The sequence below is a fragment of the Paraburkholderia sp. GAS448 genome (assembly GCF_050435685.1).
Lineage (GTDB): Bacteria > Pseudomonadota > Gammaproteobacteria > Burkholderiales > Burkholderiaceae > Paraburkholderia.
In genome coordinates, this window is the sequence record NZ_JBNDKT010000018.1 from 139,601 (window position 1) to 162,851 (window position 23,251).

Annotated in this window: 25 protein-coding genes; 12 read left to right on the forward strand and 13 right to left on the reverse strand. The window is 62.8% G+C overall.

The window, feature by feature from the left end; all coding sequences use genetic code 11:
* Positions 1 to 14: 14 nt before the first annotated feature.
* The 8 genes from nuoN (at position 15) to P3T23_RS28620 (ending at position 6,429) form a co-directional block, all read left to right on the forward strand.
* On the forward strand, positions 15 to 1,487 hold the full coding sequence (gene nuoN, locus P3T23_RS28585; RefSeq protein ID WP_429319440.1) for an NADH-quinone oxidoreductase subunit NuoN: 1,473 nt from the start codon (positions 15 to 17) through the stop codon (positions 1,485 to 1,487).
* Positions 1,487 to 1,783, forward strand: a complete 297-nt coding sequence (locus P3T23_RS28590; RefSeq protein WP_429319441.1) for a DUF2818 family protein — start codon at positions 1,487 to 1,489, stop codon at positions 1,781 to 1,783. Before nuoN ends, P3T23_RS28590 begins: the two co-directional genes overlap by 1 nt.
* Before the next feature lie 43 nt (positions 1,784 to 1,826).
* Positions 1,827 to 2,420: an NUDIX domain-containing protein gene (locus P3T23_RS28595; protein WP_429319442.1), complete on the forward strand. Its 594-nt coding sequence runs from the start codon at positions 1,827 to 1,829 to the stop codon at positions 2,418 to 2,420.
* Between the two features lie 239 nt (positions 2,421 to 2,659).
* Positions 2,660 to 3,085, forward strand: coding sequence for a DUF1178 family protein (locus P3T23_RS28600; RefSeq protein WP_429319443.1), 426 nt, complete (start codon positions 2,660 to 2,662; stop codon positions 3,083 to 3,085).
* A gap of 56 nt (positions 3,086 to 3,141) precedes the next feature.
* Entirely contained in the window at positions 3,142 to 4,338 is a 1,197-nt protein-coding gene (locus tag P3T23_RS28605; protein ID WP_429319444.1) for an acyl-CoA dehydrogenase family protein, read from the forward strand.
* 10 nt (positions 4,339 to 4,348) lie between these two features.
* Positions 4,349 to 5,476 (forward strand): acyl-CoA dehydrogenase family protein, encoded by a 1,128-nt coding sequence (locus P3T23_RS28610; protein ID WP_429319445.1) that lies wholly within the window; start codon positions 4,349 to 4,351, stop codon positions 5,474 to 5,476.
* A 33-nt stretch (positions 5,477 to 5,509) separates the two neighbouring features.
* Positions 5,510 to 5,968, forward strand: coding sequence for a MaoC family dehydratase (locus P3T23_RS28615; protein ID WP_429319446.1), 459 nt, complete (start codon positions 5,510 to 5,512; stop codon positions 5,966 to 5,968).
* Positions 5,965 to 6,429 carry a MaoC family dehydratase gene (locus tag P3T23_RS28620; protein WP_429319447.1) on the forward strand — a complete coding sequence of 155 codons (465 nt, stop codon included), beginning with the start codon at positions 5,965 to 5,967 and terminating at the stop codon, positions 6,427 to 6,429. Before P3T23_RS28615 ends, P3T23_RS28620 begins: the two co-directional genes overlap by 4 nt.
* 62 nt (positions 6,430 to 6,491) lie before the next feature.
* Here P3T23_RS28620 and P3T23_RS28625 read toward each other — a convergent pair whose 3' ends face one another.
* The 6 genes from P3T23_RS28625 to P3T23_RS28650 all read right to left on the reverse strand — a co-directional run bounded on the left by P3T23_RS28625 (position 6,492) and on the right by P3T23_RS28650 (position 12,848).
* Positions 6,492 to 7,193, reverse strand: coding sequence for a glutathione binding-like protein (locus P3T23_RS28625; protein ID WP_429319448.1), 702 nt, complete (start codon positions 7,191 to 7,193; stop codon positions 6,492 to 6,494).
* A 143-nt stretch (positions 7,194 to 7,336) separates the two neighbouring features.
* Positions 7,337 to 8,578: an acyl-CoA dehydrogenase family protein gene (locus P3T23_RS28630; RefSeq protein WP_429319449.1), complete on the reverse strand. Its 1,242-nt coding sequence runs from the start codon at positions 8,576 to 8,578 to the stop codon at positions 7,337 to 7,339.
* A gap of 74 nt (positions 8,579 to 8,652) precedes the next feature.
* Positions 8,653 to 9,759 (reverse strand): phosphotransferase, encoded by a 1,107-nt coding sequence (locus tag P3T23_RS28635; protein WP_429319450.1) that lies wholly within the window; start codon positions 9,757 to 9,759, stop codon positions 8,653 to 8,655.
* A 19-nt stretch (positions 9,760 to 9,778) separates the two neighbouring features.
* Positions 9,779 to 10,510 carry a histidine phosphatase family protein gene (locus tag P3T23_RS28640; protein WP_429319451.1) on the reverse strand — a complete coding sequence of 244 codons (732 nt, stop codon included), beginning with the start codon at positions 10,508 to 10,510 and terminating at the stop codon, positions 9,779 to 9,781.
* Positions 10,507 to 11,295 (reverse strand): oxepin-CoA hydrolase, alternative type, encoded by a 789-nt coding sequence (locus P3T23_RS28645; protein ID WP_429319452.1) that lies wholly within the window; start codon positions 11,293 to 11,295, stop codon positions 10,507 to 10,509. The genes P3T23_RS28640 and P3T23_RS28645 overlap by 4 nt, the downstream gene beginning before the upstream one ends.
* On the reverse strand, positions 11,292 to 12,848 hold the full coding sequence (locus P3T23_RS28650; RefSeq protein ID WP_429319453.1) for a 3-hydroxyacyl-CoA dehydrogenase: 1,557 nt from the start codon (positions 12,846 to 12,848) through the stop codon (positions 11,292 to 11,294). Before P3T23_RS28650 ends, P3T23_RS28645 begins: the two co-directional genes overlap by 4 nt.
* Positions 12,849 to 12,983: 135 nt before the next feature.
* On the opposite strand from P3T23_RS28650, the gene P3T23_RS28655 reads away from it, so the two are divergent.
* Positions 12,984 to 13,637 carry a glutathione S-transferase family protein gene (locus P3T23_RS28655; protein WP_429319454.1) on the forward strand — a complete coding sequence of 218 codons (654 nt, stop codon included), beginning with the start codon at positions 12,984 to 12,986 and terminating at the stop codon, positions 13,635 to 13,637.
* Positions 13,638 to 13,746: 109 nt separating this feature from the next.
* Here P3T23_RS28655 and P3T23_RS28660 read toward each other — a convergent pair whose 3' ends face one another.
* Both P3T23_RS28660 and P3T23_RS28665 read right to left on the reverse strand, forming a co-directional pair.
* The gene (locus P3T23_RS28660; RefSeq protein WP_429319455.1) at positions 13,747 to 14,919 is read right to left on the reverse strand and encodes a pyridoxal phosphate-dependent aminotransferase; all 1,173 of its coding nucleotides are present in this window, start codon (positions 14,917 to 14,919) and stop codon (positions 13,747 to 13,749) included.
* A gap of 102 nt (positions 14,920 to 15,021) precedes the next feature.
* A complete protein-coding gene (locus tag P3T23_RS28665) occupies positions 15,022 to 15,522 on the reverse strand; it encodes a putative toxin-antitoxin system toxin component, PIN family (protein WP_429319456.1) in 501 nt (166 codons plus the stop codon).
* A gap of 57 nt (positions 15,523 to 15,579) precedes the next feature.
* Between P3T23_RS28665 and yaaA the strand changes: the two genes are divergently transcribed.
* Together yaaA and P3T23_RS28675 are read left to right on the forward strand one after the other, a co-directional pair.
* Complete coding sequence (gene yaaA / locus P3T23_RS28670) at positions 15,580 to 16,362, forward strand: peroxide stress protein YaaA (RefSeq protein WP_429319457.1); 783 nt, start codon at positions 15,580 to 15,582, stop codon at positions 16,360 to 16,362.
* A 37-nt stretch (positions 16,363 to 16,399) separates the two neighbouring features.
* On the forward strand, positions 16,400 to 17,566 hold the full coding sequence (locus P3T23_RS28675; protein ID WP_429319458.1) for a M14 family metallopeptidase: 1,167 nt from the start codon (positions 16,400 to 16,402) through the stop codon (positions 17,564 to 17,566).
* A 119-nt stretch (positions 17,567 to 17,685) separates the two neighbouring features.
* On the opposite strand, the gene P3T23_RS28680 is transcribed toward P3T23_RS28675, so the two are convergent.
* The 4 genes from P3T23_RS28680 to P3T23_RS28695 form a co-directional block, all read right to left on the reverse strand.
* Complete coding sequence (locus P3T23_RS28680) at positions 17,686 to 18,303, reverse strand: BspC domain-containing protein (protein WP_429319459.1); 618 nt, start codon at positions 18,301 to 18,303, stop codon at positions 17,686 to 17,688.
* A gap of 264 nt (positions 18,304 to 18,567) precedes the next feature.
* A complete protein-coding gene (locus P3T23_RS28685) occupies positions 18,568 to 19,242 on the reverse strand; it encodes an energy-coupling factor ABC transporter permease (RefSeq protein WP_429319460.1) in 675 nt (224 codons plus the stop codon).
* Positions 19,243 to 19,330: 88 nt separating this feature from the next.
* Positions 19,331 to 20,185, reverse strand: coding sequence for a LuxR C-terminal-related transcriptional regulator (locus tag P3T23_RS28690; RefSeq protein ID WP_429319461.1), 855 nt, complete (start codon positions 20,183 to 20,185; stop codon positions 19,331 to 19,333).
* A 194-nt stretch (positions 20,186 to 20,379) separates the two neighbouring features.
* Positions 20,380 to 21,594, reverse strand: coding sequence for a DUF2863 family protein (locus tag P3T23_RS28695; RefSeq protein WP_429319462.1), 1,215 nt, complete (start codon positions 21,592 to 21,594; stop codon positions 20,380 to 20,382).
* 266 nt (positions 21,595 to 21,860) lie between these two features.
* Between P3T23_RS28695 and P3T23_RS28700 the strand changes: the two genes are divergently transcribed.
* The gene (locus tag P3T23_RS28700; RefSeq protein ID WP_429319463.1) at positions 21,861 to 22,982 is read left to right on the forward strand and encodes an AI-2E family transporter; all 1,122 of its coding nucleotides are present in this window, start codon (positions 21,861 to 21,863) and stop codon (positions 22,980 to 22,982) included.
* Between the two features lie 66 nt (positions 22,983 to 23,048).
* Here P3T23_RS28700 and P3T23_RS28705 read toward each other — a convergent pair.
* Positions 23,049 to 23,251, reverse strand: a 203-nt coding sequence (locus P3T23_RS28705; RefSeq protein ID WP_429319464.1) for a hypothetical protein, incomplete at its 5' end; no start/stop codon positions are given.

The window sequence follows — 23,251 nt, forward strand, 5'->3', positions numbered from 1 at the left end:
GGAATCTCAAGATCATGCAAAACGCCCCTATCAATGCTCTGTTGCCCGACACGCTGCTGATGGCCGCAGTGGTCGTCGCGTGGCTCAACGACACGTTCGTCGGCCAGGCTGGCCGTCGCACGACGTACTACATTGCGGTCTTTTCGTCGGTGATCGCCGGCGTCTGGTTCGCCGTGAACGCGTTCGATCCGACACCGCATTATTTCTTCTCGCGCATGTTCGTGGTGGATCCGTTCGCCAACGCGATGAAGGCGGTCGTGTCGCTGGGCTACGCGGTATCGATCATCTATTCGCGCAAATACATCGAGGATCGCGACCTGTTCCGCGGCGACTTCTTCCTGCTCGGGATGTTCTCGCTGCTGGGCCAGCTCGTGATGATCTCCGGCAACAACTTCCTGACGCTGTATCTGGGTCTGGAGCTGATGTCGCTGTCGCTGTATGCGGTCATCGCGCTGCGCCGTGACGCTGCGCAGTCGAACGAAGCGGCGATGAAGTACTACGTGCTGGGCGCGCTCGCTTCCGGGTTCCTGTTGTACGGAATCTCGATGCTGTACGGTGCGACCGGCTCGCTTGAACTCGGCGAAGTGCTCAAGGCAGTGGCCTCGGGCCATATCAACGATGTGGTGCTGCTGTTCGGCGTGATCTTCATCGTGGCGGGCGTGGCGTTCAAGATGGGCGCGGTGCCGTTCCACATGTGGGTGCCGGACGTCTATCAGGGCGCACCGACGGCGATGACGCTGCTCACGGGCGGTGGCCCGAAGGTTGCCGCATTCGCGTGGGGTCTGCGCTTCCTGGTGATGGGTCTGCTGCCGCTCGCTGTCGACTGGCAGGAAATGCTCGTGATCCTCGCTGCGCTGTCGATGATCGTCGGCAATATTACCGGTATCGTTCAGCGCAACATCAAGCGGATGCTTGCGTACTCGGCGATCTCGAACATGGGCTTCGTGCTGCTCGGCCTGCTGGCGGGTGTGGTTGACGGCAAGGCGGGCGGGGCGGCCAGCGCGTACGGCTCGGCAATGTTCTACAGCATCGTCTATCTCGTGACGACGCTGGGTACGTTCGGTGTCGTGATGCTGCTCGCGCGCCGCGACTTCGAAGCTGAAATGATCGACGACTTCAAGGGCCTCAACCAGCGCAGCCCGGTGTTCGCGTTCGTGATGATGGTGATGATGTTCTCGCTCGCCGGGATCCCGCCGACGGTCGGCTTCTACGCGAAGCTCGCTGTGCTCGAAGCAACGATGAACGCCGGCCTCACCTGGCTGACCGTGCTGGCTGTGGTGACGTCGCTGTTCGGCGCGTTCTACTACCTGCGTATCGTCAAGCTGATGTACTTCGACGCACCGCAAGACACCTCGCCGATCACGGGCGATTTCTCCAAGCGCGCGCTGCTCGCGCTGAACGGTGTTGCGGTGCTGGTACTTGGCGTGGTTCCGGGTCCGCTGATGACGGTCTGTCTGCAGGCAATGCAGCACACGTTGCCGCTCTGATGTCGGCAGCAGGCTGGTTTATCGTGTTGTTGGCGCTCGCCGGCGCCAACCTGCCGTTCCTGAATCAGCGGCTCTTCGCTGTTGTGCCCATGAAGGCGGTGAAGAAGAGCGCGTGGCTGCGGATCGCCGAGCTCATCGTGCTGTATGTCGTGGTCGGCGCGCTCGGCTTCATGCTCGAAGCACGCGCCGGTAACCGCTTCGACCAGGGCTGGCAGTTCTACGCGATCACGTTTAGTTTGTTCGTCGTGTTCGCCTTCCCCGGCTTCACCTGGCAGTATCTCCTCAAACGTCGCTGACGGCGCAAGCCGTCGCGCACCCCCGCATTTCTGAGGTCCGCACATGGCTGAACAACTTCCGAACCACGACGCCGCGCTCACCGAGAAGTGCGTTGAAAGCAGGACGCTGCATGAAGGTCCGTTTCTGACGCTCAAGTGCGATACCGTCGAATTGCCCGACGGCAAGCACGCTACGCGCGAATACGTACAGCATCCAGGCGCGGTGATGGTGATCCCGCTCTTCGACGATGGCCGCGTGCTGCTGGAAAGTCAGTTTCGCTATCCGATCGGCAAGGTGATGTACGAGTACCCCGCTGGCAAGCTCGATCCGGACGAAGGTGCGCTCGCCTGCGCGAAACGCGAACTCGCTGAAGAAACGGGCTATACCGCGCGTGAATATGTGTACATCACGCGCATCCACCCGATCATTTCGTATTCGACTGAATTCATCGACATCTATCTTGCCCGCGGTCTGACGGCAGGCGAACGGAAGCTCGATGACGGCGAGTTTCTCGAACTGTTCACTGCTAGCGTGCCGGAGGTGTCGGAATGGGTGCGCACCGGCAAGATCACCGACGTCAAGACGATCATCGGTACGTTCTGGCTCGAAAAGATATTGTCCGGCGCGTGGCCGATGGCCGAACCGGAACCGGCTTGAATCCCGGGACATTGAGCACATTCGTCACGGTTTGGACAGAACGGCGGCCCACGAGGTCGCCGTTTCCGTTTTCAAGGGGCTTTCGCGATGCTTCGGCGAGCTTTGCCGCAAAGCGCTAGAATCGCCCAACGCTTTCAAATGTGACGTCCCTATGTTGCAAGAGAAAGCCAGACTTTTTGCGAACGACCGTTCACAAATTTCCATTTTGCGCTAAACTAATACGCAAGCCCTGATTCCAGATGAAGGTCCTCGATTTACAGTGTCCGCATGGCCATCGGTTCGAAGGTTGGTTCGCTTCCGCCGATGACTTCGAATCGCAGTTGTCCCGCAAACTCGTCGAATGTCCGATGTGCGGTGCGACCGAAGTGAGCCGTTTGCCGTCTGCGCCCCGGCTGAATCTGTCCGGTGCGACGAACGCGCAAGCCCCCGAGGGTGCGGCCGAACTGCAGGCGCACGTCATGCGTGCGTTACGCGAGGTACTGGAAAAAACCGAGAACGTGGGCGACCGCTTCGCCGAGGAAGCACGGCGCATTCACTACAACGAAGCGCCTGCACGCAGCATTCGCGGTGTTACGACACCCGAAGATGCGAGAGCCTTGGTCGAAGAAGGCATCGACGTGATGCCGCTGCCGGTCCCGGTCGCACTGAAAGAGCCGCTGCAGTAACGGCGCGGTGGCTCCTGGCGTCGGCGGTATCGTGCGCGGCCAGGAGACAAAAGCGCATGAATCTGGATTATTCCCCCGCCGACGACGCGTTTCGCGCCGACATCCGCACCTGGCTCGAGGCCAATCTGCCTCGTGAGCTGAGCGACAAGGTCCTCAATCACAAACGTCTGAATCGCGACGACTTCGCGCGCTGGCACAAGCTGCTCGGCACGCGTGGCTGGTCAGCGACCGCGTGGCCGACCGAATACGGCGGCCCAGGCTGGGACGCGACACAACGGCACATCTGGGACGAGGAGTGCGCGCGCCTCGGTGCGCCGACCGTGTTGCCGTTCGGCGTGTCGATGGTCGCGCCAGTGCTGATGAAATATGGCAGCGAGGCGCAAAAGCGCCACTACCTGCCGCGCATTCTCGACGGCACCGACTGGTGGTGCCAGGGCTATTCGGAGCCCGGCTCGGGGTCGGATCTCGCGTCGCTGCGCACACGTGCAGAGCGCGTCGGCGATCACTACGTCGTGAACGGTCAGAAAACGTGGACCACGCTCGGCCAGCATGCCGACATGATGTTCTGCCTCGTGCGCACCGATAGCGGCGCGAAGAAGCAGGAGGGCATCTCGTTCCTGCTGATCGACATGAAGACGCCGGGCATCACGGTACGTCCCATCATCACGCTGGATGAAGACCACGAAGTCAACGAAGTCTTCTTCGAGGACGTGAAGGTGCCGCTCGACAATATCGTCGGCGACGAGAATCGCGGCTGGACGTATGCGAAGTATCTGCTTGGCCATGAACGCACTGGCATCGCGCGGGTCGGTCAGTCGAAACGTGAACTCGTGTTCCTGAAGCGCTTTGCGTTGAACCAGCAGAAGAATGGCAGGCCGCTCCTGAACGATCCGGTTTTTGCTGCAAAGGTTGCGAATCTCGAGATCGAACTGATGGCGCTGGAAGTCACGGTGCAGCGCGTCGTCAGCAGCGAGGCCGGTGGACGGGGCCCCGGACCGGAGGCGTCAATGCTGAAGATCAAGGGTACCGAAGTGCAGCAGGCATTGACCGAACTGATGTTCGAAGCGGCCGGGCCGCTTGCAGCGCCGTTCGACGTGCCGTTCCTCGAAGGTGAGCGCGAGCACAGCATCGCCGGTGACGACGATGCCGCGCCACTCGCCGCGTACTACTTCAACTTCCGCAAGACGTCGATTTACGGCGGCTCGAACGAGATTCAAAAGAACATCATCGCGCAGATGATTCTGGGCCTTTGAGGAGCGGCGCATGGACTTCACCTTCAACGACGAACAACAGCAATTCGCCGACGCATTGCGCCGTTATCTGGACAGGAACTACGGCTTCGAGGCCCGCCAGACGATCGTGAAATCGGATACCGGCGTGGCAGACGCGCATTGGACCGCCTTCACTGAGCTTGGCCTGACCGCGTTGCCGGTGCCGGAAGCGCAGGGCGGCTTCAACGGCGGTACCGTCGATATGCTCGTGGTCATGCAGGAACTGGGGCGGGCGCTCGTCGTCGAGCCGTACTGGGCGACGGCGGTCGGGATCGAGGCCTTGCGCCTCGCCGGAAGCGCACAGGGCGACGACGCGCAACTGCTCGAACGCGCCGCAGCGGGCGAGATCAAGCTGGCGGTGGCCTTTCATGAACCGGCCGCGCGCTACGATCTGTTTGCCGTCGAAACGACCGCGACGCGGCAGGGCGACGGCTACGCGCTGACGGGTAAAAAATCGGTTGTCCAGCACGGCGCACAGGCTGATTTCTGGATCGTGCCCGCACGTCTGGACGGCGAGATTGCCCTGTTCGTCGTCGAGCGGCATGCGCAGAACGCACAGGTCACCGACTACCGGACGATCGACGGCCAGCGTGCCGCGACGCTGTCGTTCGATGCAACGCCAGCGCGACGTCTCTCGGGCGCTCACGCCGGCGCAGCCACGCTCGAACGCATCGCCGATTACGGTACGGTACTGCTGTGCGCCGAAGCCGTCGGCGCGCTGGATGCACTGAATCACGCAACCGTCGAGTATACGAAGACGCGTCAGCAGTTCGGTGTGCCCATCGCGCGTTTCCAGGCCTTGCAGCACAGGATGGTCGAGATGCTGATTCACGCGGAGCAGGCGCGCTCGCTTGCCTACCTCGCCGCCGTCCGCTATTCGAGCGACGATGCCGACGAGCGGCGTCGCGCGGTGTCGGCGGCGAAGGTGCGCGTGGGCCAGGCGGCCCGCTTCGTCGGCCAGCAGGCGGTGCAATTGCATGGCGGAATGGGCGTCACCAATGAAGTCGCCGCGGCGCACCTGTTCAAGCGCCTTGCGATCATCGAGACGACGCTCGGCGATGTCGATCACCATCTCGAACGATTTGCCGCGCTGCCCGCTTTTGCGGCAGCCGAAGTATGACCAGACGTTGACCTGCACGAGCGAGGTGTCAGTATGGGATTGAGTTTCGAAGACATGGAGGTCGGCAAGACCTTCGAGATTGGCGAACACACGTTTACGCGTGACGAGATCGTCGCATTTGCCGAGCAGTTCGACCCGCAGCCATTTCACGTCAGCGAAGCGGGTGCGGCCGCTTCGCCGTACGGCACGTTGATCGCGAGCGGCTGGCATACCTGTTCGGTGATGATGGGGCTGCTGGTGCGCAACGCGTTTGCAGGCTCGACGTCGATGGGATCGCCCGGCATCGACGACATCCGCTGGCTGAAGCCGGTTCGCGTCGGCGACACGATCCGGATGACGAATACGGTTCTCGACAAGCGCGTCTCGTCGAGCAAGCCGGATCGCGGGATTGTCTCGACGCAATGGGAGGGTAAAAACCAGCACGGCGAGACGGTGATCACCGTCCGCTCAAAAGGGCTTTTCGGACTGCGCCATCCTGGGAAGGCTGAATGACACCCGAGCTCGCGTCAGTCGATCTGCACGCGTTGCGTGCGCTCGTCGGCGCTGCGCCGCGCGTCAGCGACTGGGTGGAGATCGATCAGACGAGCGTCGACCGCTTCGCTGACGCGACCGGCGATCATCAGTGGATTCACGTCGACCCCGAGCGCGCAAAGCGTGAATCGCCGTTCGGCGGACCGATCGCACACGGCTTTCTGACGCTGTCGCTGATTCCCGCGTTGCTCGAGAGGACCGTTGCGCTCCGGCAGCGGATGGGCGTCAACTACGGCCTCAATCGGGTGCGTTTTACGTCGCCGGTACGGGTCGGTTCGAAGGTGCGCGCCAGTTTCGCGGTGACGAGTGTCACCGACGTCGACGAAGGTGGCGTGCAGGTCGTGTGGCATGTGACGCTTGAGCAGCAGGGCAGTGAGCGGCCGGCGTGCGTTGCGGAGTTCATCACGCGGCATTACTTCTAGTCGCGACGAAGCACGGCGCGAGCCCGGTTGGCAGCAACCCGGCTTGACGCCGTGCCGTGGGCTCAGTGCTTCGCGTACTGCGTCGCGCCGAACAGCACTTCTTTTGCCTTGTCGTCCATCAGCGGCTGACGGGCGTCCGCGAGCACCTCCACGCCGCGCACGACGGCTGGACGCGCCGCAATCTCTTCATGCCAGCGCTTCACATTCGGAAAATCGTCGAGTTCGATACCCTGGTTTTTCCACGAGCGCGTCCATGGGAACGATGCAATGTCTGCGATCGTGTAATCGTTGCCCGCCAGATAAGCAGTCTTGCCTAGCTTCGTATCCATCACGCCATACAGACGCCGCGCTTCATTCGAGTAGCGATTGATCGCGTATTCGATCGGCTTCGGTGCGTAGACGCGGAAATGGTGTGTCTGCCCCAGCATCGGCCCGATGCTGCCCATCTGGAACATCAGCCATTGGAGCGTTGCATAACGCGCGGCAGGGTCGGCTGGCAGGAATCTGCCGGTTTTCTCGGCCAGATAGATCAGGATCGCGCCGGACTCGAACAGCGAAAAGGGCTTGCCGTCGATGGTCTTCGGCCCTTCACTGTCGACGATCGCCGGGATCTTGTTATTCGGGCTGATCGCGAGGAACCCGGCGGTGAACTGGTCGCCTGCGCCGATGTTCACGCCATGCACGGTGTAGGGAAGGCCCGTTTCTTCGAGCATGATGTGAACCTTGTGGCCGTTCGGGGTCGCCCAGCTGTAGACGTCGATCATCGTGGCTCCTTCGTTCCTTGAGAGCGGCGCCGCATGATGCGGCGCCGAAGCAGACGAAAATTAGAGCATAGATCGGACGTTAGTGCAGGGCAGGGCAGAGCACGGCACGGGCCGTGCCGCCGCGTCAGTGCATCAACCGCATGTTACGAGCGTGCCGCTGCCGCACTGGTATCCGCGTAACGCGCGAGTTCGAGCTTCGCGATGGCATTGCGATGCACTTCATCGGGACCGTCGGCGAAGCGCAACGAACGCGCCGACGTGTACGCATACGCAAGCGGAAAGTCGTCGCTTACGCCGGCCGCGCCGTGCGCCTGCATCGCCCAGTCGATGACCTGACACGCCATGTTGGGCGCGACGACCTTGATCATCGCGATTTCACCGCGCGCGCCCTTGTTGCCGACGGTGTCCATCATGTATGCCGTCTTCAGTGTGAGCAGCCGGGCCTGTTCGATCATGCAGCGCGCTTCCGCAATGCGCTCCAGCGTCACGCCTTGCGCCGCGACCGGCTTACCGAAGGCGACGCGTTGCAGCGAGCGCCTCGCCATCAATTCGAGTGCGCGTTCGGCAAGGCCGATGAGCCGCATGCAATGGTGAATCCGTCCCGGGCCCAACCGGCCCTGGGCGATCTCGAAGCCCAGGCCTTCGCCCAGCAACATGTTCGTTGCCGGCACGCGCACGTTCTTCAAGGTGATTTCCATGTGGCCGTGCGGCGCATCGTCATAGCCGAATACGTTGAGCGGTCGATGCACGGTGATGCCGCTCGCGTCGGCTGGCACGAGAATCATCGATTGCTGTTGATGGCGAGGCGCTTCGGGATCGGTCTTGCCCATCACGATGTACACCTTGCAGCGCGGATCGCCCGCACCCGAAGACCACCACTTGTGACCGTTGATGATGTAATCGTCGCCGTCGCGGACGATGCGGGTCTGGATGTTCGTCGCATCCGACGACGCCACTTCCGGCTCGGTCATCAGGAACGCGGAACGGATCTGCCCCTGCAGCAGCGGTTCGAGCCATTCGCGCTTGTTCTCTTCGCTGCCGTAGCGCTCGATGGTTTCCATGTTGCCGGTATCGGGCGCGTTGCAGTTGAAGACTTCCGGCGCCCAGGGCACGCGTCCCATGATTTCGCACAGCGGCGCGTACTCGAGATTCGTCAGCCCCGCGCCGCGCTCGGAATCAGGCAGAAAGAGATTCCACAGCCCTGCATCGCGCGCCTTGAGCTTCAGGCTTTCGATCAGTTCCGTCGGGATCCACGCATTGCCGTTCTGGCGATTCCGCGCAATCTCGGCAGCGAAAGCGCGTTCGTTCGGATAGATGTGTTCGTCGAAAAAGGCGAGCAGCTTTTCACGTAATGCCTGAACCTTCGGGGTGTAGTCGAAATTCATGTATGGCCTCGCGAATGACGATGAGCAGGCGTATGCAATGGTGACGGGCGGCTAATGCACCTTCAACGCACCTTCTAACGCACCTTCTGGGCGTAGCGCCAGGCGAGCTCCGCCATCGGCTTCGCACGGCGGCCTGCGTCGATGGCCTGCGCGCTCGCCGCGGTGCCGTCGACGACGCGCTTCATGATCCCCTGCAGGATCGCCGCAATGCGGAACATGTTGTACGCCAGATAGAAATTCCAGTCGCCCTGAATCTCGAAGCCGGTGCGCGCGCAATAGCGTTCGACGTAGTGGGCTTCATCCGGAATGCCGAGTGTGGCCCAGTCGAGCCCGGCGATGCCGCGAAACTGCGATGGATCGATGTGCCATGCCATGCAGTGATACGCGAAATCGGCGAGCGGATCGCCTAGCGTCGACAGCTCCCAGTCGAGCACGGCGAGCACACGCGGTTCGTGCGGATGAAAGATGAGGTTATCGAGCCGGTAGTCGCCATGGACGATCGACGCGCGCTCCGTGGTTTCAGCCGGCAGGTGCTGCGGCAGCCATTCGATGAGGCGGTTCATCGCATCGATCGATTCGGTCTCGGACGCCTGGTACTGTTTGCTCCAGCGGCCGATCTGGCGAGCGAAGTAATTGCCCGGCTTGCCGTAATCGCTGAGGCCCACCGCGGCAGGATCGACGCTATGCAACGCAGCGATCACGCGGTTCATCTCGTCGTAGATGGCAGTACGCTCATCGGGCGACATGCCGGGCAGCGATTGATCCCACAGCACGCGTCCCTCGACGAACTCCATCACGTAGAACGCGCGTCCGACCACGCTTTCGTCCTCGCATAGCGCGAGCATCTTCGCGACCGGCACGTCGGTGTCAGCGAGCGCGTGCATCACGCGATACTCACGTTCTATCGCGTGCGCGGACGGCAGCAGCTTCGCCGCGGGCCCGGGCTTGGAGCGCATCACATACGAACGCGATGGCGTCACCAGTTTGAACGTGGGATTGGACTGGCCGCCGGCAAACTGCTCGACAGCAAGCGGCCCGGCAAAGCCTTCGACCTGCCCGGCGAGCCACGCGCCGAGCGCATCCATATCGAAGCGCAGCCGCTCCGCGATGGGCCGGGTGCCTTCGAATGCCGAATAGTCCGGCTTGTCCTCCGGATCTCCTGCGGGGCTGGCTTGCACCATTGTCTCCTCCAGATCGGGTTCAGCTACGCCTGTATTGAATGAATTGTGCGTAGAGCAGTTCCATCGTCGTGTTCCGCACGTCGCGATGGAGCGGCGACGGCGGGGAATAGTTGATGGCGCGCAGCACCCAGTCGCGCGGCGCGGCGCCGACGTCGAGCACGTTGATGCAGCCCGTGGCCTGAGCGAGGTGACCAAAGAACGTGCGGCCGCCGGCCGTGATCGCGTGCGACAGGAGCGCGCGGTTGACGCCGCCGTGCAGCACGAGGAGCGCGGTGTCCCAGGCGCTGTCTTCACGCAGCGCGGCGAGCGCGGGCAGCGCACGGTCGAACAGTTCGCCGATCGTCTCGCCGCCGAGGAAGCGTGTCTCTTCGGGCACGATGCCGTCGAACGCGCTGAGGAAGGCCGCTTCGAGGTCTTCGGCGGGAATGCTGCCGAGTTTGCCGCCGCGAATTTCCTGCCACGCGGGCTGGATCTCCAGTTCGACCTGCTGCCCGGTTTCAGCGAGCACACGTTGCGCCGTCTCGACGGTGCGTGGCAGGCCGCTCGCGATCACCCGATCGAAGCGGACCTGCTGCCCGGCAAACACACGACCGGCGGCGCTCGCCTGCTCGCGGCCGGCGGCGTTCAGCGGCACGGTTTCCGGATCGATTGCGCGGCCCGATGCGTCGAAATAGGTCACGTCGCCGTGGCGCATCAGATAGATGCGCCGACGTTTCGGCAACTGGAATGCAGCGTTCTGCGGTTCGCTCATTTGTACACCGGGGAGCGTTTTTCGAGGAATGCAGTGATACCTTCCGGCGCGTCGCCGTGATGCAGCGAGGCGACGAAACTGTCGCGCTCCGCCACCAGATGATCCGCAAGCGGTTGCGCACCGGCTGCGTCGATGAGCCCCTTGATCCGCGCCAGCGCATTCGGCGAGATCTTGCCGAGGTCGTCGGCCCAGGCGATTGCCGCATCGCGCGCAGCGCCCGCTTTCGCGAGCCGGTTCACGACGCCGAGTTCATGGAGACGCGTCGCGACGATCGGCTTGCCTTCGAACAGCACTTCGGCCGCCAGCTGGCGCGGCAAAGCGCGCGCGAGGAACCACGAGCCACCGCCATCCGGCGTCAGTCCGACGCGCGCGTATGACATGACGAACTTCGCGTCATCGGCGGCGACGATCAGGTCGCATGCGAGCGCCAGCGAAAAACCGGCGCCGGCCGCCGCGCCTTCCACCGCTGCGATCACCGGTTTTGTCGACGCCCGCAGCGCGGCGATCCACTCGCCGAGCAGGTCGATGCTTTGCGCCTGCACGGCGGGATCTTTCGCACGGTTTTCGAGCAGGCGGTTGAGGTTGCCGCCTGCGCAGAAGAACCGGTCGGCGCCGGTGAGCACGATCGCGCGGATCGACGCGTCGCGCTCGGCCGTGTCGAGCGCTTCGATGCCGGCGGCGTACATGTCGGGATGCAGCGCGTTGCGCGCGCCGGGATTCGACAGCGTGAGGACGAGCGTCGATTCGCTTTCAGCGGGGCGGGAGGCGAGGAGTTCTGCGCTCATTGGGAATCCTTTGCGTCGATGTCGGCAACGTCAGGCTGCGTGAGCGAAAGGCCGAGCTGTGCACGCCGCGCGAGCCACGGCGACGGGCGATAGCGCGGCTCCTGGAGCACGCTCGAGATGTTGCGCAGGATCGCGAGGATCGTCTTCGCGCCGAGCGCATCGCCAAGCGCCAGCGGCCCGCGCGGATAGCCGAGACCGAGCGTCACGGCGAGATCGATGTCCCGTGGCGACGCGATTCTCTTCTGCGCGATGTCGCAACCGATGTTGACGATGGTCGCGACTACACGTTGCGCGACGAAGCCAGTCGAGTCGTGGATCACGGTGACGGGTACGCCGTCGGACGCGAACAGTGCGTGACCGGCGTCGCGCGCGGCGCGCGTGGTGGCTGGCGTCGTCATCAGCGTGCGACGTTGCGCGCCGGCGAGCGGGAACAGTGCATCGACGGCGACCACGCGGCTCGCGTCGAGGCCTTCGTCGACGGCGGCTGTCGTGGCATCGTGTCCGAACGGCGTGACGACGATCAGCGAATCGGCCCCTGGCGTTGCGTCGTCATCGAGCACGACGCCGCTTTTCGCGACGATTACCAGCACCGCTTCGCGTGCTTCGGGATAGCGCCTGCTGACCCAGACGCGTTTTGGCAATTCCGTCGGGGCGCTCGCTTCGGCCGCAACCTGCTGCTTGCCGTCGACGTACTGATAGAACCCCTCACCGACCTTGCGACCAATCAACCCACCGGCGAGCCGGGTGCCGGTAATCGGCGACGGCGTATAGCGCGGCTCTTCGTAGAACTGGTGGTAGATCGACTCCATGACCGGATGCGAGACGTCGAGGGCGGTGAGGTCGAGCAGCTCGAACGGCCCGAGCCGGAAGCCGGCCTGCTCGCGCATGATGCGGTCGATGTCGACGAAGCTCGCGACACCTTCGCCCGCAACCCGCAGACCTTCGGTATTCATCCCGCGTCCGGCGTGATTGACGATGAAGCCCGGCATGTCTTTCGCGCGCACTGGCGTGTGGCCCATGCGGCGCGTGAGGGTCATCAGCGCATCGCCTGCTGCCGGATCGCTGCGCAGGCCGTCAATCACTTCGACGACTTTCATCAGCGGCACCGGATTGAAGAAGTGGTACCCCACGACCCGCGAGGGGTCCTGGCAGCCCGCTGCAATCGCGGTGATCGACAGCGACGAAGTATTCGACGCCAGCACGCAGTTGCCGCCTACGACCGTTTCGAGTTCGCGGAAGAGCGCGCGTTTGACGTCGAGCTTTTCGACGATCGCTTCGATCACGAGATCGCAGCCGGCAAGCTCGCCGACGGCCGCCGCGCCGGATACGCACGCCAGCGCCGCATGAGCGCGGGCCTGATCGAGCTTGCCTTTGGCGGTCAGTTTTGCGAACGTGTCAGCGAGATAGTCGCGCGCCGCGCCGACCGCCTCCGGATTGGCGTCGAAAAGACGCACAGTCAGGCCGGAGAGGGCGGCGATCTGTGCAATGCCGCGTCCCATCGCGCCCGTACCGACGATGCCGATGGTTTCGATGCTGAATTGACGAGAGGTCATGGTAAGGCTCGACTCCATGGTTGTTTTTAGAATAGCACGATCGTGCAATTTCTGGGATGATTGGTCAAAGCGGCCGCTGACACTTCAAGTGCGGTTCCCATCAAACGGCGCAAGCAGGCCGAATGGAGACACCTGATGATCAAACTGTGCGGTTACGCGCTGTCCAACTACTACAACAAGGTGAAATTCGTGCTGCTCGAGCATGACATCCCTTTTGAGGAAGTGCTCGTGATGCCGAGCCAGGACGAAGCGCTGCTCGCGCATTCGCCGCTTGGCAAAGTTCCGTTTCTCCAGACGGAAGAAGGCGATCTGTGCGAGTCGCAGGCGATCGTCGAATATCTGGCGGCGCGTTATCCCGACAGGCAGATCTTTTCCGCCGACCCGTGGGAAGCCGCGAAAGAACGCGAGATGATCTTCTTCGTCGATGTCCATCTCGAACTGACCGTCCGCAATCTCTACAAGCAGGCGTTCTTTGGCGGCACCATCACCGACGCGACCAAAGGGCGCGTCGAAAAGCTGCTGGCCCATCATATCAGCGGTTTCAGGCGGCTCGCGAAGTTCGGGCCGTATCTGCGCGGGGAGCGTTTCGGCGTGGCAGATGCGGCGGGATTCGTGAGCCTGCCGCTCGTCGGCATGGCGACGCGGATCATCTATGGGCGCGACTTTCTGCTCGACGCCGGCATCGACTGGAAGGCGTATGTGAAGGCGGTGGGCGAGCGCCCGGCCGCGCAGCGCGTGACGGCTGACCGGAAGGCGTGCGTCGAGGCGCAACAGCGCCAGAAGGGCTGAGCGCGACGGCGACGCTGGCGCGCGACCGCACACGCGCGGACGCGCGCATGCGGTGCTGTGGCGCGATGACGAAGAACGCTGGTTCGTTCGCATCATCGCACGCACCATTTCAGAGACGAGCCAGCCGTTCGAGCGCGGTGGCGAGCGTGCTTTCCTTTTTCGCGAAGCAGAAGCGCACCACGCCCGACTCGTGCGACTCGTGATAAAACGCCGAGACAGGGATCGCCGCGACGCCGATTTCGCCGGTCAGCCATTGTGCGAAGTCGGCTTCGGGCAGATCGCTGATCGCCGAATAGTCGACGCACTGAAAATAGGTGCCTTCGCAGGGCAGCAACTTGAAGCGGGAACCGGCGAGGCCGGCGCGGAAGAAGTCACGTTTCTTCTGGTAGAACGCGGGCAGTTCGAGATACGGTGCCGGGTCGTGCATGTACTGCGCGAGGCCGAGCTGCATCGGTGTGTTCACGGTGAACACGTTGAACTGATGGACCTTGCGGAATTCTTCAGTCAGCGCTGCGGGCGCGGCGACGTAGCCGACCTTCCAGCCCGTTACGTGATACGTCTTGCCGAAGCTCGACACGACGAAGCTGCGCCGGGCCAGTTCCGGATAGCGCGCGACGCTTTCGTGCGGCGCGCCGTCATACACCATGTGTTCGTAGACTTCGTCGGAGAGGATCAGCACGTTGGTGCCGCGCACGATTTCCTCGAGCTTGCGCATGTCGTCTTCGCGCCAGACCGTGCCGGTCGGATTGTGCGGCGTGTTGATCAGCAACAGACGTGTTTTCGGCGTGATCGCGGCTGCGAGCCTGTCGAACGGAATGGCGTAGTCGGGCGCCTCGAGCGTGACGAACACCGGCTTGCCGCCAGCGAGTTCGATCGACGGCAGGTAGCTGTCGTAGGTCGGCTCGACCACGATCACTTCGTCGCCAGGATGGACTGTGCAGAGGATCGCGGTCAGCAGCGCCTGCGTTGCGCCAGCCGTGACCGTGATCTCGCTGGTTGCGTCATAGCGGCGGCCGTAGAGGCTCGCGATCTTGTCCGAGATCGCCTCGCGCAGCGGCGAGAGACCGGCCATCGGCGGATACTGGTTGTGACCGTCGCGCATCGCGTCGGTCACGGCGTCGACAATGCGCGGATCGCAATCGAAGTCCGGAAAACCCTGGCCGAGGTTCACGGCGTTTTTCTGCGCGGCAAGCGCGCTCATCACCGTGAAGATCGTCGTGCCGACGTTCGGGAGGCGGGACGGAAAGGTCGGAGTCCTGGGCGTGTCGTGCGGTGCATTCATGGCGCTGTCCGGAGCGTTAGGCGAAGGTCTGGGTTGAGGGCGAAAGTTCGATTGTAGGGAATCGGGCGGCGGAGCGGGTTTCAGTCGGGCATCAGGCCGCCATCAGGCGTGCGCGGCGGTTTCGGCAGGGGTCTCGGCGGGCAGGGCGCACGCGGCCACGAATGGAGCCGGTTGCGCAATCTGAAAACCGAAGTCGCGCGCGACGCGTCGAGCCAGTTTCAGCACGGCCCGATCCTTCGAGACGAGCCAGTCGGCGCCGGCTGCGTGAGCGAGTTCGAGAAACTTCTGATCGTCACGGTCCTTGCACTTCGGCAGGGGGCGCGCGTCTTCGGCGGGCGCGGGTGGCGCGACCGTCTGCGACAGGCGCGCTACCGTGGCGAGCGCCGCGGCCTTGTCGAGCGCGCGCTGTGCAAACTGCGGATAGTCGAGCACGTACGTCAGTTCGGCGAGACAGCGAGCGTCAATCAGCGCGGCCAGCGCGCCGCGTTCGAGCGCCGCGCGGATCGGACGTGTGTGAGGGTCGTCGAACACGAGGATATCGATCCATACGTTCGAATCGAGGACAACGCGGAGCGCTCCGCGTGAGGCATTGGAACCGGGCATTCGTTACAATCGGGCTTTCGTCTTTGACCATCAGGCACGGCGTGCCTGTGAGCCTCTATGATAATCGTTCTGTCGCCGGCCAAATCCCTCGACTACGAAACACCCCCGCACGTCAAAAAGCATACGATCCCGGATTTTGTCGATGACGCGGCCGAACTGATCGGCGGCTTGCGGCGCCTGTCGCCGCAGGAGATATCTACGCTGATGGACATTTCCGATCCGCTTGCGCGGCTCAACTTCCAGCGATACGCAGATTGGTCGTCGAAGTTTGATACCAGCAATGCCAGGCAGGCGGTGCTTGCGTTCAACGGCGACGTGTACGAAGGATTCGATGCAAAGTCGCTATCGGCCGCGGATCTCGACTACGCGCAGAATCATGTCCGCGTGCTGTCGGGACTGTACGGGCTGCTGCGCCCGCTCGATCTGCTGCAGCCATATCGCCTGGAGATGGGCACGCGCTTCGAGAACGCGCGCGGCAAGGATCTCTACGCGTTCTGGGGCGAGCGCATCACGCACGCGCTGAATTCGCAGTTGAAGAAGAACGCGCAGGCGGCGCAGGTACTGGTCAACTGCGCGTCGAACGAGTACTTCAAGTCCGTCAAGCCGAAGCTGCTGGACGGGCCGGTGATCACGCCGGTCTTCGAGGACTGGAAGGGCGGCCGCTACAAGATCATCAGCTTTCACGCGAAGCGCGCGCGCGGCCTGATGGCACGTTACGCGGTGGAAAACCGTCTCGACGCGCCGGAAGCGCTGAAGGGTTTCGACGCCGAAGGCTATGCGTTCGATGCGGACGCTTCGAACGATTCCACCTACGTATTTCGCCGCCGCGTCGCTGAATAAGCGGACGACGCGCGGCACAGAAGCAGGGAATATCATCATGACGCTTTCGATCACCAGCAACTTCGACGCAGGCGCAATCGAAGTCCTGTCCTGCGCAGAGGCCAGCGACATCCGCCTGCGCGTGCGTCGCGACAGCCACGCCGAATTTGCGCAGTGGTTCTACTTCTGTCTGTCAGGCGCGGCGGGCGAGCGCTGCGTGATGACCTTCGAGAATGCCCACGAGTGCGCGTTCGCCGAGGGCTGGCGTGGCTATCACGCGATGGCGAGCTACGACCGCGTGAACTGGTTCCGCGTGCCCACTTCCTACGATGGCCACGTGCTGACGATCGATCACACTCCGGACTTCGACCGCATCTACTACGCGTACTTCGAGCCCTACAGCGAAGAGCGCCACTCGGAATTTCTCGGCGCGGTCCAGCAGATGCCGCAGGCAACGCTGACGGAACTGGGGCGCACGGTCGAAGGCCGGCCGATGTCGCTGCTCACGCTCGGCACCCCCGACATCGGCGAAGACGGAACGCCCAGGCCAAAGAAAAAAATCTGGATCATTGCGCGCCAGCATCCAGGCGAGACGATGGCGGAGTGGTTTGTCGAGGGGCTGGTGAAGCGCCTCGCCGGTTGGGGCGACTGGGCGGGCGATCCGGTTGCACGCAAGCTCTACGAGCATGCCGTGTTCCACATCGTGCCGAACATGAATCCGGACGGCAGCGTACATGGCAACCTGCGCACCAATGCAGCGGGCGCGAATCTGAACCGCGAGTGGATGGAGCCGGACACGGTGCGCAGTCCCGAAGTGCTGCTCGTGCGCGATGCGATTCACGCGATCGGCTGCGATCTGTTCTTCGACATTCACGGCGATGAAGCGTTGCCGTATGTGTTTGTCGCGGGCTCGGAGATGTTGCCGGGTTTCACGGAACGGCAGGCGCAGGAGCAGAAGGCCTTCATCGAGGCCTTCAAGCTGGCAAGTCCGGATTTCCAGGACAAGTACGGCTACGAGTCGGGCAAATACCGGCAGGATGCATTGAAGCTTGCGTCGAAGTACGTGGGGAACGAGTTCGGTTGTCTTTCGCTCACGCTGGAGATGCCGTTCAAGGACAACGCGAATCTGCCCGATGAGCGCGTGGGCTGGAATGGCGAGCGCAGCGCATCGCTGGGCGCGGCGATGCTCCAGGCGATCCTGCGACACGTCGAAGTCTTTGCCTAGAAGCGCGTAGCCGGATGCAAAAAAGCGGGGAGTGCGCAAGATGCGCACTCCCCGCTTTTTGTTTGCATACCGCAGCGGGTCATTGCGTATTCCCCACTGCGACGCAAGAGACGGCTCTGTCACTGCGACTTTTTCTGCGCGGCTGATTTCGACGAACTGGTTTTACGCGAAGGCTTGCTGCTCGATTTTGACGAGGTTGATTTTTTCGACGTTTTGCCGCTCGCCCCATGCTTGCCCTTTGCGCCTTTCTTCTTGCTCGACGACGCGCCGCTGTGCGCCTTTGCGGGTGGCACCGGATCGTTCCAGCTAAAGGCAAGCATCTGGCTACCGACATAGCCGCAGCGGAATTTCAGATCCATTGGCGAGCCATTGCCGCTCTGCGGTACGCCGAGACCTTCGACGGTGACAATGCTGTCGACCTTGACGCGCTGCTTGCCTTCGTTAAACGAATCGTTCCATGGTGTGATGGAAGCGTGTGCGCTGTCGAAAGAGCTGGGAGGGAATTCGACGTGGTCGAATGCGGTTGAGGTACTGGCCACGAAGTTGGCATGCGCGGCACAGTCCGCAACGAGCGGATCGGCGTGCATGTCAGTGATGAATTTACTGGCGAGTTCGTTGTGCTGTTCGAGTTGATCGGCGAACGCCGGAGCAGTGCACACGAGCGAGATGCTCGCGGCGATTACCCCTAGCCGGCCGACCAACCGCTGCAATCGGCGGGGTGCGTTGGTGCGATCCATCTATCGAAGTGTTTAGTGAGACATCAGGCACGTAAGATGCCCGGTGACGGGAAGTAGTTCAATCCTGACACACATTTTCGGATGCGTCCTGGTGGGCGGGCTCGACAGACGGGGCGTGCCGGAAATGATTCTGCAAAATATGCTGGCGCAGCACGCTGCATTGCGTTGAGTCAGGCATTGGCTGCATCGATAAAAAGCTTGTGCGGGATAGTCCCAGGTTTTACGAGGCTATCTAAAATGCGCAATCATGGGCGTCGCGGATTCTCAGATTCGCGGGCCGCCGAGCCGATAGCGGCGCACGTCGTATGTGGTCACCCAGGCCGGCCGATAAACGGCAATCAATGCCGTCGACATGCCGGTAAACCATGCTTCGCCGGAGGCTAGCAGGAAGATGCTGAAGGCGTAGCCCACGGGCACCACTGTCATCGATCCGCTCGCCAGGGCAACGTGCGAGGCGACCGCCGCCAAAGCTGTGACCGTCACTGCAATAGCCGGGGACAGGAAACCCTGGCCGACAATGAAGACGAACAGATTGTGTGGCAACCATTTGATGATCGCCCGTTGCAGAAGCGTCGATACGGCCACCGGCAATGCGCCAAAAATCAGGAAAGTGAGTGCGATGCCTTGCCAGGGTGCATCGAAGATCACGGCGGCCATGCCCGTGACCGCCGCCATTGCGACCAGCGCGAGCGCCCAGTCGAAGAGCGTCACTACAAGCGTCGCGCCAAGCAGGTGCATGACGGTGCCGTCCTCGAGCCATGCGTTGCTGGCCCACAGCACTGACATCGCGACGATAAGCGAGAGCCAGACATGCTGCAGCGTGGCATCCTGAAGACGTTTGAAAGGGTTCTTCCACAACGCGAGCGCAAGCAGCATCGCAGTGGCGATCCAGCCACCGACAGCGACCCAGAGCGGAAGCGGTGTGTAGAGGAAACCCATGTACTCATATTACTCGTTGGACGGAAAAAGGTGTGAGCGGAATCCGTGCCAGCCGTGCTCGAGATTCGCTGGCAAGTGCTGTGGACGGTCATTGCGCCGACCAGGGAGGGGGTTCGCCGAACGGTGTCGTGGGTTCCGCTGCGGTGGCGACGGCGCCGCCAGCGTCGTTTGCCGGCAACGGATATTTGAAGGGGCGATTCGCGCCGCGGCGTAGCGGAACAGCGCCAGTCTCACCGAGTGCAGGTCGCGGCGTGCTTTCCTCGCCAGAGCGCAACACTTCGAGTTGGGAGGCGAGCCAGCCGTTGTAGATCGCAACCGCAGCAGCGCGGTTTGGCGCGCCGAGCTGCTGGAAAATACTGGCGAGATGAATTTTGACCGTGCCTTCGCTGATGCCGAGAGTGCGGGCAATCATCTTGTTGGTGCTACCCATATGCACGCAGCGCATGATCTGCTCCTGGCGTGGCGAGAGCCCGCTTGTGAGCCTTGTCCGGCGTGGTGGCTTCCGATTGCCCGCATCGGGCTTGCGGACGGGGATGACGGGCGCAGGCGGCGACTCGAGCGCCAATGCGCCCGCCGGCACATAGTGACCGCCAAGCAGAACCATTTCGAAAGCCCGGACGATCACGTCAGGATTGGTTCCACGCGGAATCACGCCGAGCACGCCTTCGTCGATCAGGCCGCGCACCGTGGCGGGCGATGCGTCGTCCGTGAGTACCGCGACGGGTAACGCGGGATGCGCCGCGAACAACGCGCGGGCGTCGCTAATGCGCATCCAGTCTTCCCAGTCGATCACGAGCAGATCGGGTCTGAGCCGGCGCAATGTCCGGTCTGCCTGACGCCAGTCCTGCGCTTCGCTGAAACGCGCCTGGCGATCGATCTGTCGTAACAGAGCCTTGAGTCCTTCGCGCCTTTCGGCTTCCGAGTTGAGAACCGAGAATCGCATGCCTTGCCTCCTGATGAGTCGGTCGAGATGACGCGATGTGCCGGAGCCGGCCAGTGCCGGACGCCTCGTGATGCGTCACCGGCCCAATGATGACAAATTCCTGGGCGCAGGACTGCCTGTCCGAAAGGCATAGGAGAGCACTAAGAAAAAAGCCCCGCACGTGGCGGGGCTGTCAGAATCTGGCGGCGTGTGTGTCAGTGAAAATGGGGTTGCGCTGGTTCTGCGTCTTCCGGCATTTCGGCATGCACGATTTCACCGAGCGGATCCGCGTAGAGCGGTACGCCGCAGTCGTCACAATATTCCGGTTCGAAGCGGCCCGCGTGGCGGCGGACTTCGGTGACGCCGGTTTCCTTCAGCAGCGCGACGATTTCTTCGAGCGGACCGTCGGCAGGGGACGCTTCCTGCGGTTCCTCGTCGATACCGGGTTCGCCGTTTTCGCGTCCGTAGAGCGGCCATACGACACCATAGATCACCTCATTGCTGCCGCGACGCGTAAAGCCGATGCGATATTCGTCGATGTGCCGCTCGCCGAATCCTGCGACCACAGCGCGCAATTCCTGCGGCGCAGCGCCGATCGTGTCGAACAGATAGCGCACGGCCGTCCGGACGGTATGCGGACGGACGCGTTCATCGGCGTCGCGACACGCGGAGTAGTAGGCGTCGGGCAGCAGACATTCGAACTCGCAACCCGGCAGTACCACCGACAGATTGGCGCCGCCCTGCGTCGCCCATTGTTCGAGGCACTGGCCGCGTTCGATGCGGCTACCGTGTTCCTCTTCCTGCCAGCGGAAGACGGGGGCGCCGACCGGTGCCGCGACGACAGCGAGCAGAAAGCGCGGGTCGGCCAGGATCGGCGACGTTTCCGGCAGTTCGCCGAAATTGATCTTCGCGCTGTGGCCGCCGACTGCTGTTTGGGCGAGTTGCTGCGCAACCCGCCAGGTTTCGACGTGGTGGCGCGGCAACTGGTCGATGCTGTAGAGGAACGGCGCCATGGCGACGCGCGTGTCCGCTGCCAGCACATGTGCCTGCAGGTGGGCGCGGAGTGCGTCGGCCGCGTCGCCCTTGAGCGGGCCGGACGGAATCGCGTAGCGGGTCCAGGCGAGCACCGGGGCAGCGATCAACAGGGCCTCGTGGGGCAAGCCGTTGTAGTCGATCTGGAACGATTCGCTGTGCGTTTCGGCCATGTCTGCGAGGGCGCCGTACGCGTCCGGGTGATTCTGCTGCAGATGATCGAGAGCAGCATCCAGCGTGGTCTGGTTGCCATTGCGGACGATTTTCGCCAGCAGCGCGTCGAGTTTCGCTTCCCAGAAGCGATCTTCGGTGCGGCTGCCCGACGCGAAGAGCGCGAGCGAGAGGCCGACAAGCTTGTCGGCGTCAGGAGGGAGACGTTTGGCGATTCGCGAGCGCATAAATCCAGAGTTTTGGGTGCACAGAACCCTATATTCTAGTCTTTTCTGTGCCTTTATATCTTTTGAACGGGCGAGCCGGACGGCATAGGCTGCTCGCCTTGGAAAACCGGGTGTCCGAACGTGCCCGGATGGCATTGTTGCTGCGTCGCCTCGAACTGTCGTCTCATGCGTGGCACGGAGGGTTCCTATACTTCCAGCAGTGGGCGCCGCCCGGGCCGGGTGTGCGCGCCTTCGTGACCGCGGTCTGGCATAACAGGGGGCTCACAATGAAACTGGACCAACTGATCGAGCGGCTTGCCGCTGTGTTCGCGCTGCTCATACTCGTGGGCGGTTCGCTGCTGGTGCTGGCGCCGTTTACGACGGCATTGCTGTGGGGCGCGATTCTGAGTTACAGCTCGTGGGGGCTGTACCGGAAGCTGGCGGCGGCGCTGGGCGGCCGACGCAAATGGGCGGCCACCCTGATCGTGTTCATCATCCTGATCGTATTGCTTGGACCGTTCGTCTATGCGGGATTCGCGTTCGGTGCGCATGTGCACGACATCGTGGCGCTGGTGGAGAAGCTTTTCGATTCGGGCCTGCCGGACCTGCCGCCATGGGTGGCGCAGATACCGCTCGTCGGTTCGAATATCGAGTCGTTCTGGGAGCGCGTGACCAGCAGCAATTCTGAAATGCTCGCGCAGGTGCGGACGCTGGCCGCGCCGGCCGGCAAGTGGATCCTTGCAGCGGCCGTTGTAGTGACGCACGGGGTCGGACTGCTTGCGCTCAGTATTATCCTCGCGTTTTTCTTCTACACCGGCGGCGAGGGCGCGGCGGCGTGGCTGACCGCCGGGATGCGACGTATTGCCGGCGAGCGTGCCGATTATCTGCTGGCGCTCGCCGGCAATACGGTTAAGGGCGTCGTGTATGGCATTCTCGGGACGGCGCTCGTGCAGGGCATCCTGGCCGGCTTTGGCTGCTGGATCGCGGGTGTCCCGGCTCCGGCGCTGCTCGGTCTCGCGACTTTCTTTCTGTCTGTGGTGCCGGGCGGCCCGGTGGTCGTCTGGCTGCCCGCGGCGATCTGGCTCTATCACGGTGGCGAGACGGGATGGGCAATCTTCCTTGTGGCGTGGGGTGTGGTGGCAGTAGGCATGTCGGATAACGTGATCAAGCCGATCCTCATCGGCAAGAGTAGCGACATGCCGTTGATTCTCGTCATGCTGGGCATCCTTGGCGGCGCGTTCGCGTTTGGCTTCCTTGGTGTTTTTATCGGGCCGACGCTGCTAGCCGTGGCCTATACCGTATTGCATGACTGGACGATCGGCTCGCCTGCGGCTCGTGCACTGGCTTCCGGCATGAAGCCGGAATCTGCATCGACCGAGGAGTCGCCGCGCGTCGAAAAAGCACCCTGAAAAATAATTCAGCCTGGTGCTTGCAAGGACGCGGGAGGCTGGCTAGAATTCCGGTCTTTCGCGCTTTCAGAAGAAGGCGCGGGGAAGCGGGAAGCCAGGGTTGGCAAGGCTTTGCGAGGTGGTTGGCAGGCTGGGGCGGTTAAAAAACCTGTTGACGACGTAGCGGAAGTTCTTCATAATCTCGTTTCTCTGCTGCTGATGCAGCGACGCAGGGCGGGGCGGTGCCGGAGGGTGGTCTGACCGGTGCGGCGCGCGACGCGGATCGATCT

Bases quoted from the DNA above. Each gene is read 5' to 3' on its own strand.
- nuoN (WP_429319440.1), top strand. From the start codon at position 15: ATGCAAAACGCCCCTATCAATGCTCTGTTGCCCGACACGCTGCTGATG.
- P3T23_RS28590 (WP_429319441.1), top strand. From the start codon at position 1,487: ATGTCGGCAGCAGGCTGGTTTATCGTGTTGTTGGCGCTCGCCGGCGCC.
- P3T23_RS28595 (WP_429319442.1), top strand. From the start codon at position 1,827: ATGGCTGAACAACTTCCGAACCACGACGCCGCGCTCACCGAGAAGTGC.
- P3T23_RS28600 (WP_429319443.1), top strand. From the start codon at position 2,660: ATGAAGGTCCTCGATTTACAGTGTCCGCATGGCCATCGGTTCGAAGGT.
- P3T23_RS28605 (WP_429319444.1), top strand. From the start codon at position 3,142: ATGAATCTGGATTATTCCCCCGCCGACGACGCGTTTCGCGCCGACATC.
- P3T23_RS28610 (WP_429319445.1), top strand. From the start codon at position 4,349: ATGGACTTCACCTTCAACGACGAACAACAGCAATTCGCCGACGCATTG.
- P3T23_RS28615 (WP_429319446.1), top strand. From the start codon at position 5,510: ATGGGATTGAGTTTCGAAGACATGGAGGTCGGCAAGACCTTCGAGATT.
- P3T23_RS28620 (WP_429319447.1), top strand. From the start codon at position 5,965: ATGACACCCGAGCTCGCGTCAGTCGATCTGCACGCGTTGCGTGCGCTC.
- P3T23_RS28625 (WP_429319448.1), bottom strand. From the start codon at position 7,193: ATGATCGACGTCTACAGCTGGGCGACCCCGAACGGCCACAAGGTTCAC.
- P3T23_RS28630 (WP_429319449.1), bottom strand. From the start codon at position 8,578: ATGAATTTCGACTACACCCCGAAGGTTCAGGCATTACGTGAAAAGCTG.
- P3T23_RS28635 (WP_429319450.1), bottom strand. From the start codon at position 9,759: ATGGTGCAAGCCAGCCCCGCAGGAGATCCGGAGGACAAGCCGGACTAT.
- P3T23_RS28640 (WP_429319451.1), bottom strand. From the start codon at position 10,510: ATGAGCGAACCGCAGAACGCTGCATTCCAGTTGCCGAAACGTCGGCGC.
- P3T23_RS28645 (WP_429319452.1), bottom strand. From the start codon at position 11,295: ATGAGCGCAGAACTCCTCGCCTCCCGCCCCGCTGAAAGCGAATCGACG.
- P3T23_RS28650 (WP_429319453.1), bottom strand. From the start codon at position 12,848: ATGACCTCTCGTCAATTCAGCATCGAAACCATCGGCATCGTCGGTACG.
- P3T23_RS28655 (WP_429319454.1), top strand. From the start codon at position 12,984: ATGATCAAACTGTGCGGTTACGCGCTGTCCAACTACTACAACAAGGTG.
- P3T23_RS28660 (WP_429319455.1), bottom strand. From the start codon at position 14,919: ATGAATGCACCGCACGACACGCCCAGGACTCCGACCTTTCCGTCCCGC.
- P3T23_RS28665 (WP_429319456.1), bottom strand. From the start codon at position 15,522: ATGCCCGGTTCCAATGCCTCACGCGGAGCGCTCCGCGTTGTCCTCGAT.
- yaaA (WP_429319457.1), top strand. From the start codon at position 15,580: ATGATAATCGTTCTGTCGCCGGCCAAATCCCTCGACTACGAAACACCC.
- P3T23_RS28675 (WP_429319458.1), top strand. From the start codon at position 16,400: ATGACGCTTTCGATCACCAGCAACTTCGACGCAGGCGCAATCGAAGTC.
- P3T23_RS28680 (WP_429319459.1), bottom strand. From the start codon at position 18,303: ATGGATCGCACCAACGCACCCCGCCGATTGCAGCGGTTGGTCGGCCGG.
- P3T23_RS28685 (WP_429319460.1), bottom strand. From the start codon at position 19,242: ATGGGTTTCCTCTACACACCGCTTCCGCTCTGGGTCGCTGTCGGTGGC.
- P3T23_RS28690 (WP_429319461.1), bottom strand. From the start codon at position 20,185: ATGCGATTCTCGGTTCTCAACTCGGAAGCCGAAAGGCGCGAAGGACTC.
- P3T23_RS28695 (WP_429319462.1), bottom strand. From the start codon at position 21,594: ATGCGCTCGCGAATCGCCAAACGTCTCCCTCCTGACGCCGACAAGCTT.
- P3T23_RS28700 (WP_429319463.1), top strand. From the start codon at position 21,861: ATGAAACTGGACCAACTGATCGAGCGGCTTGCCGCTGTGTTCGCGCTG.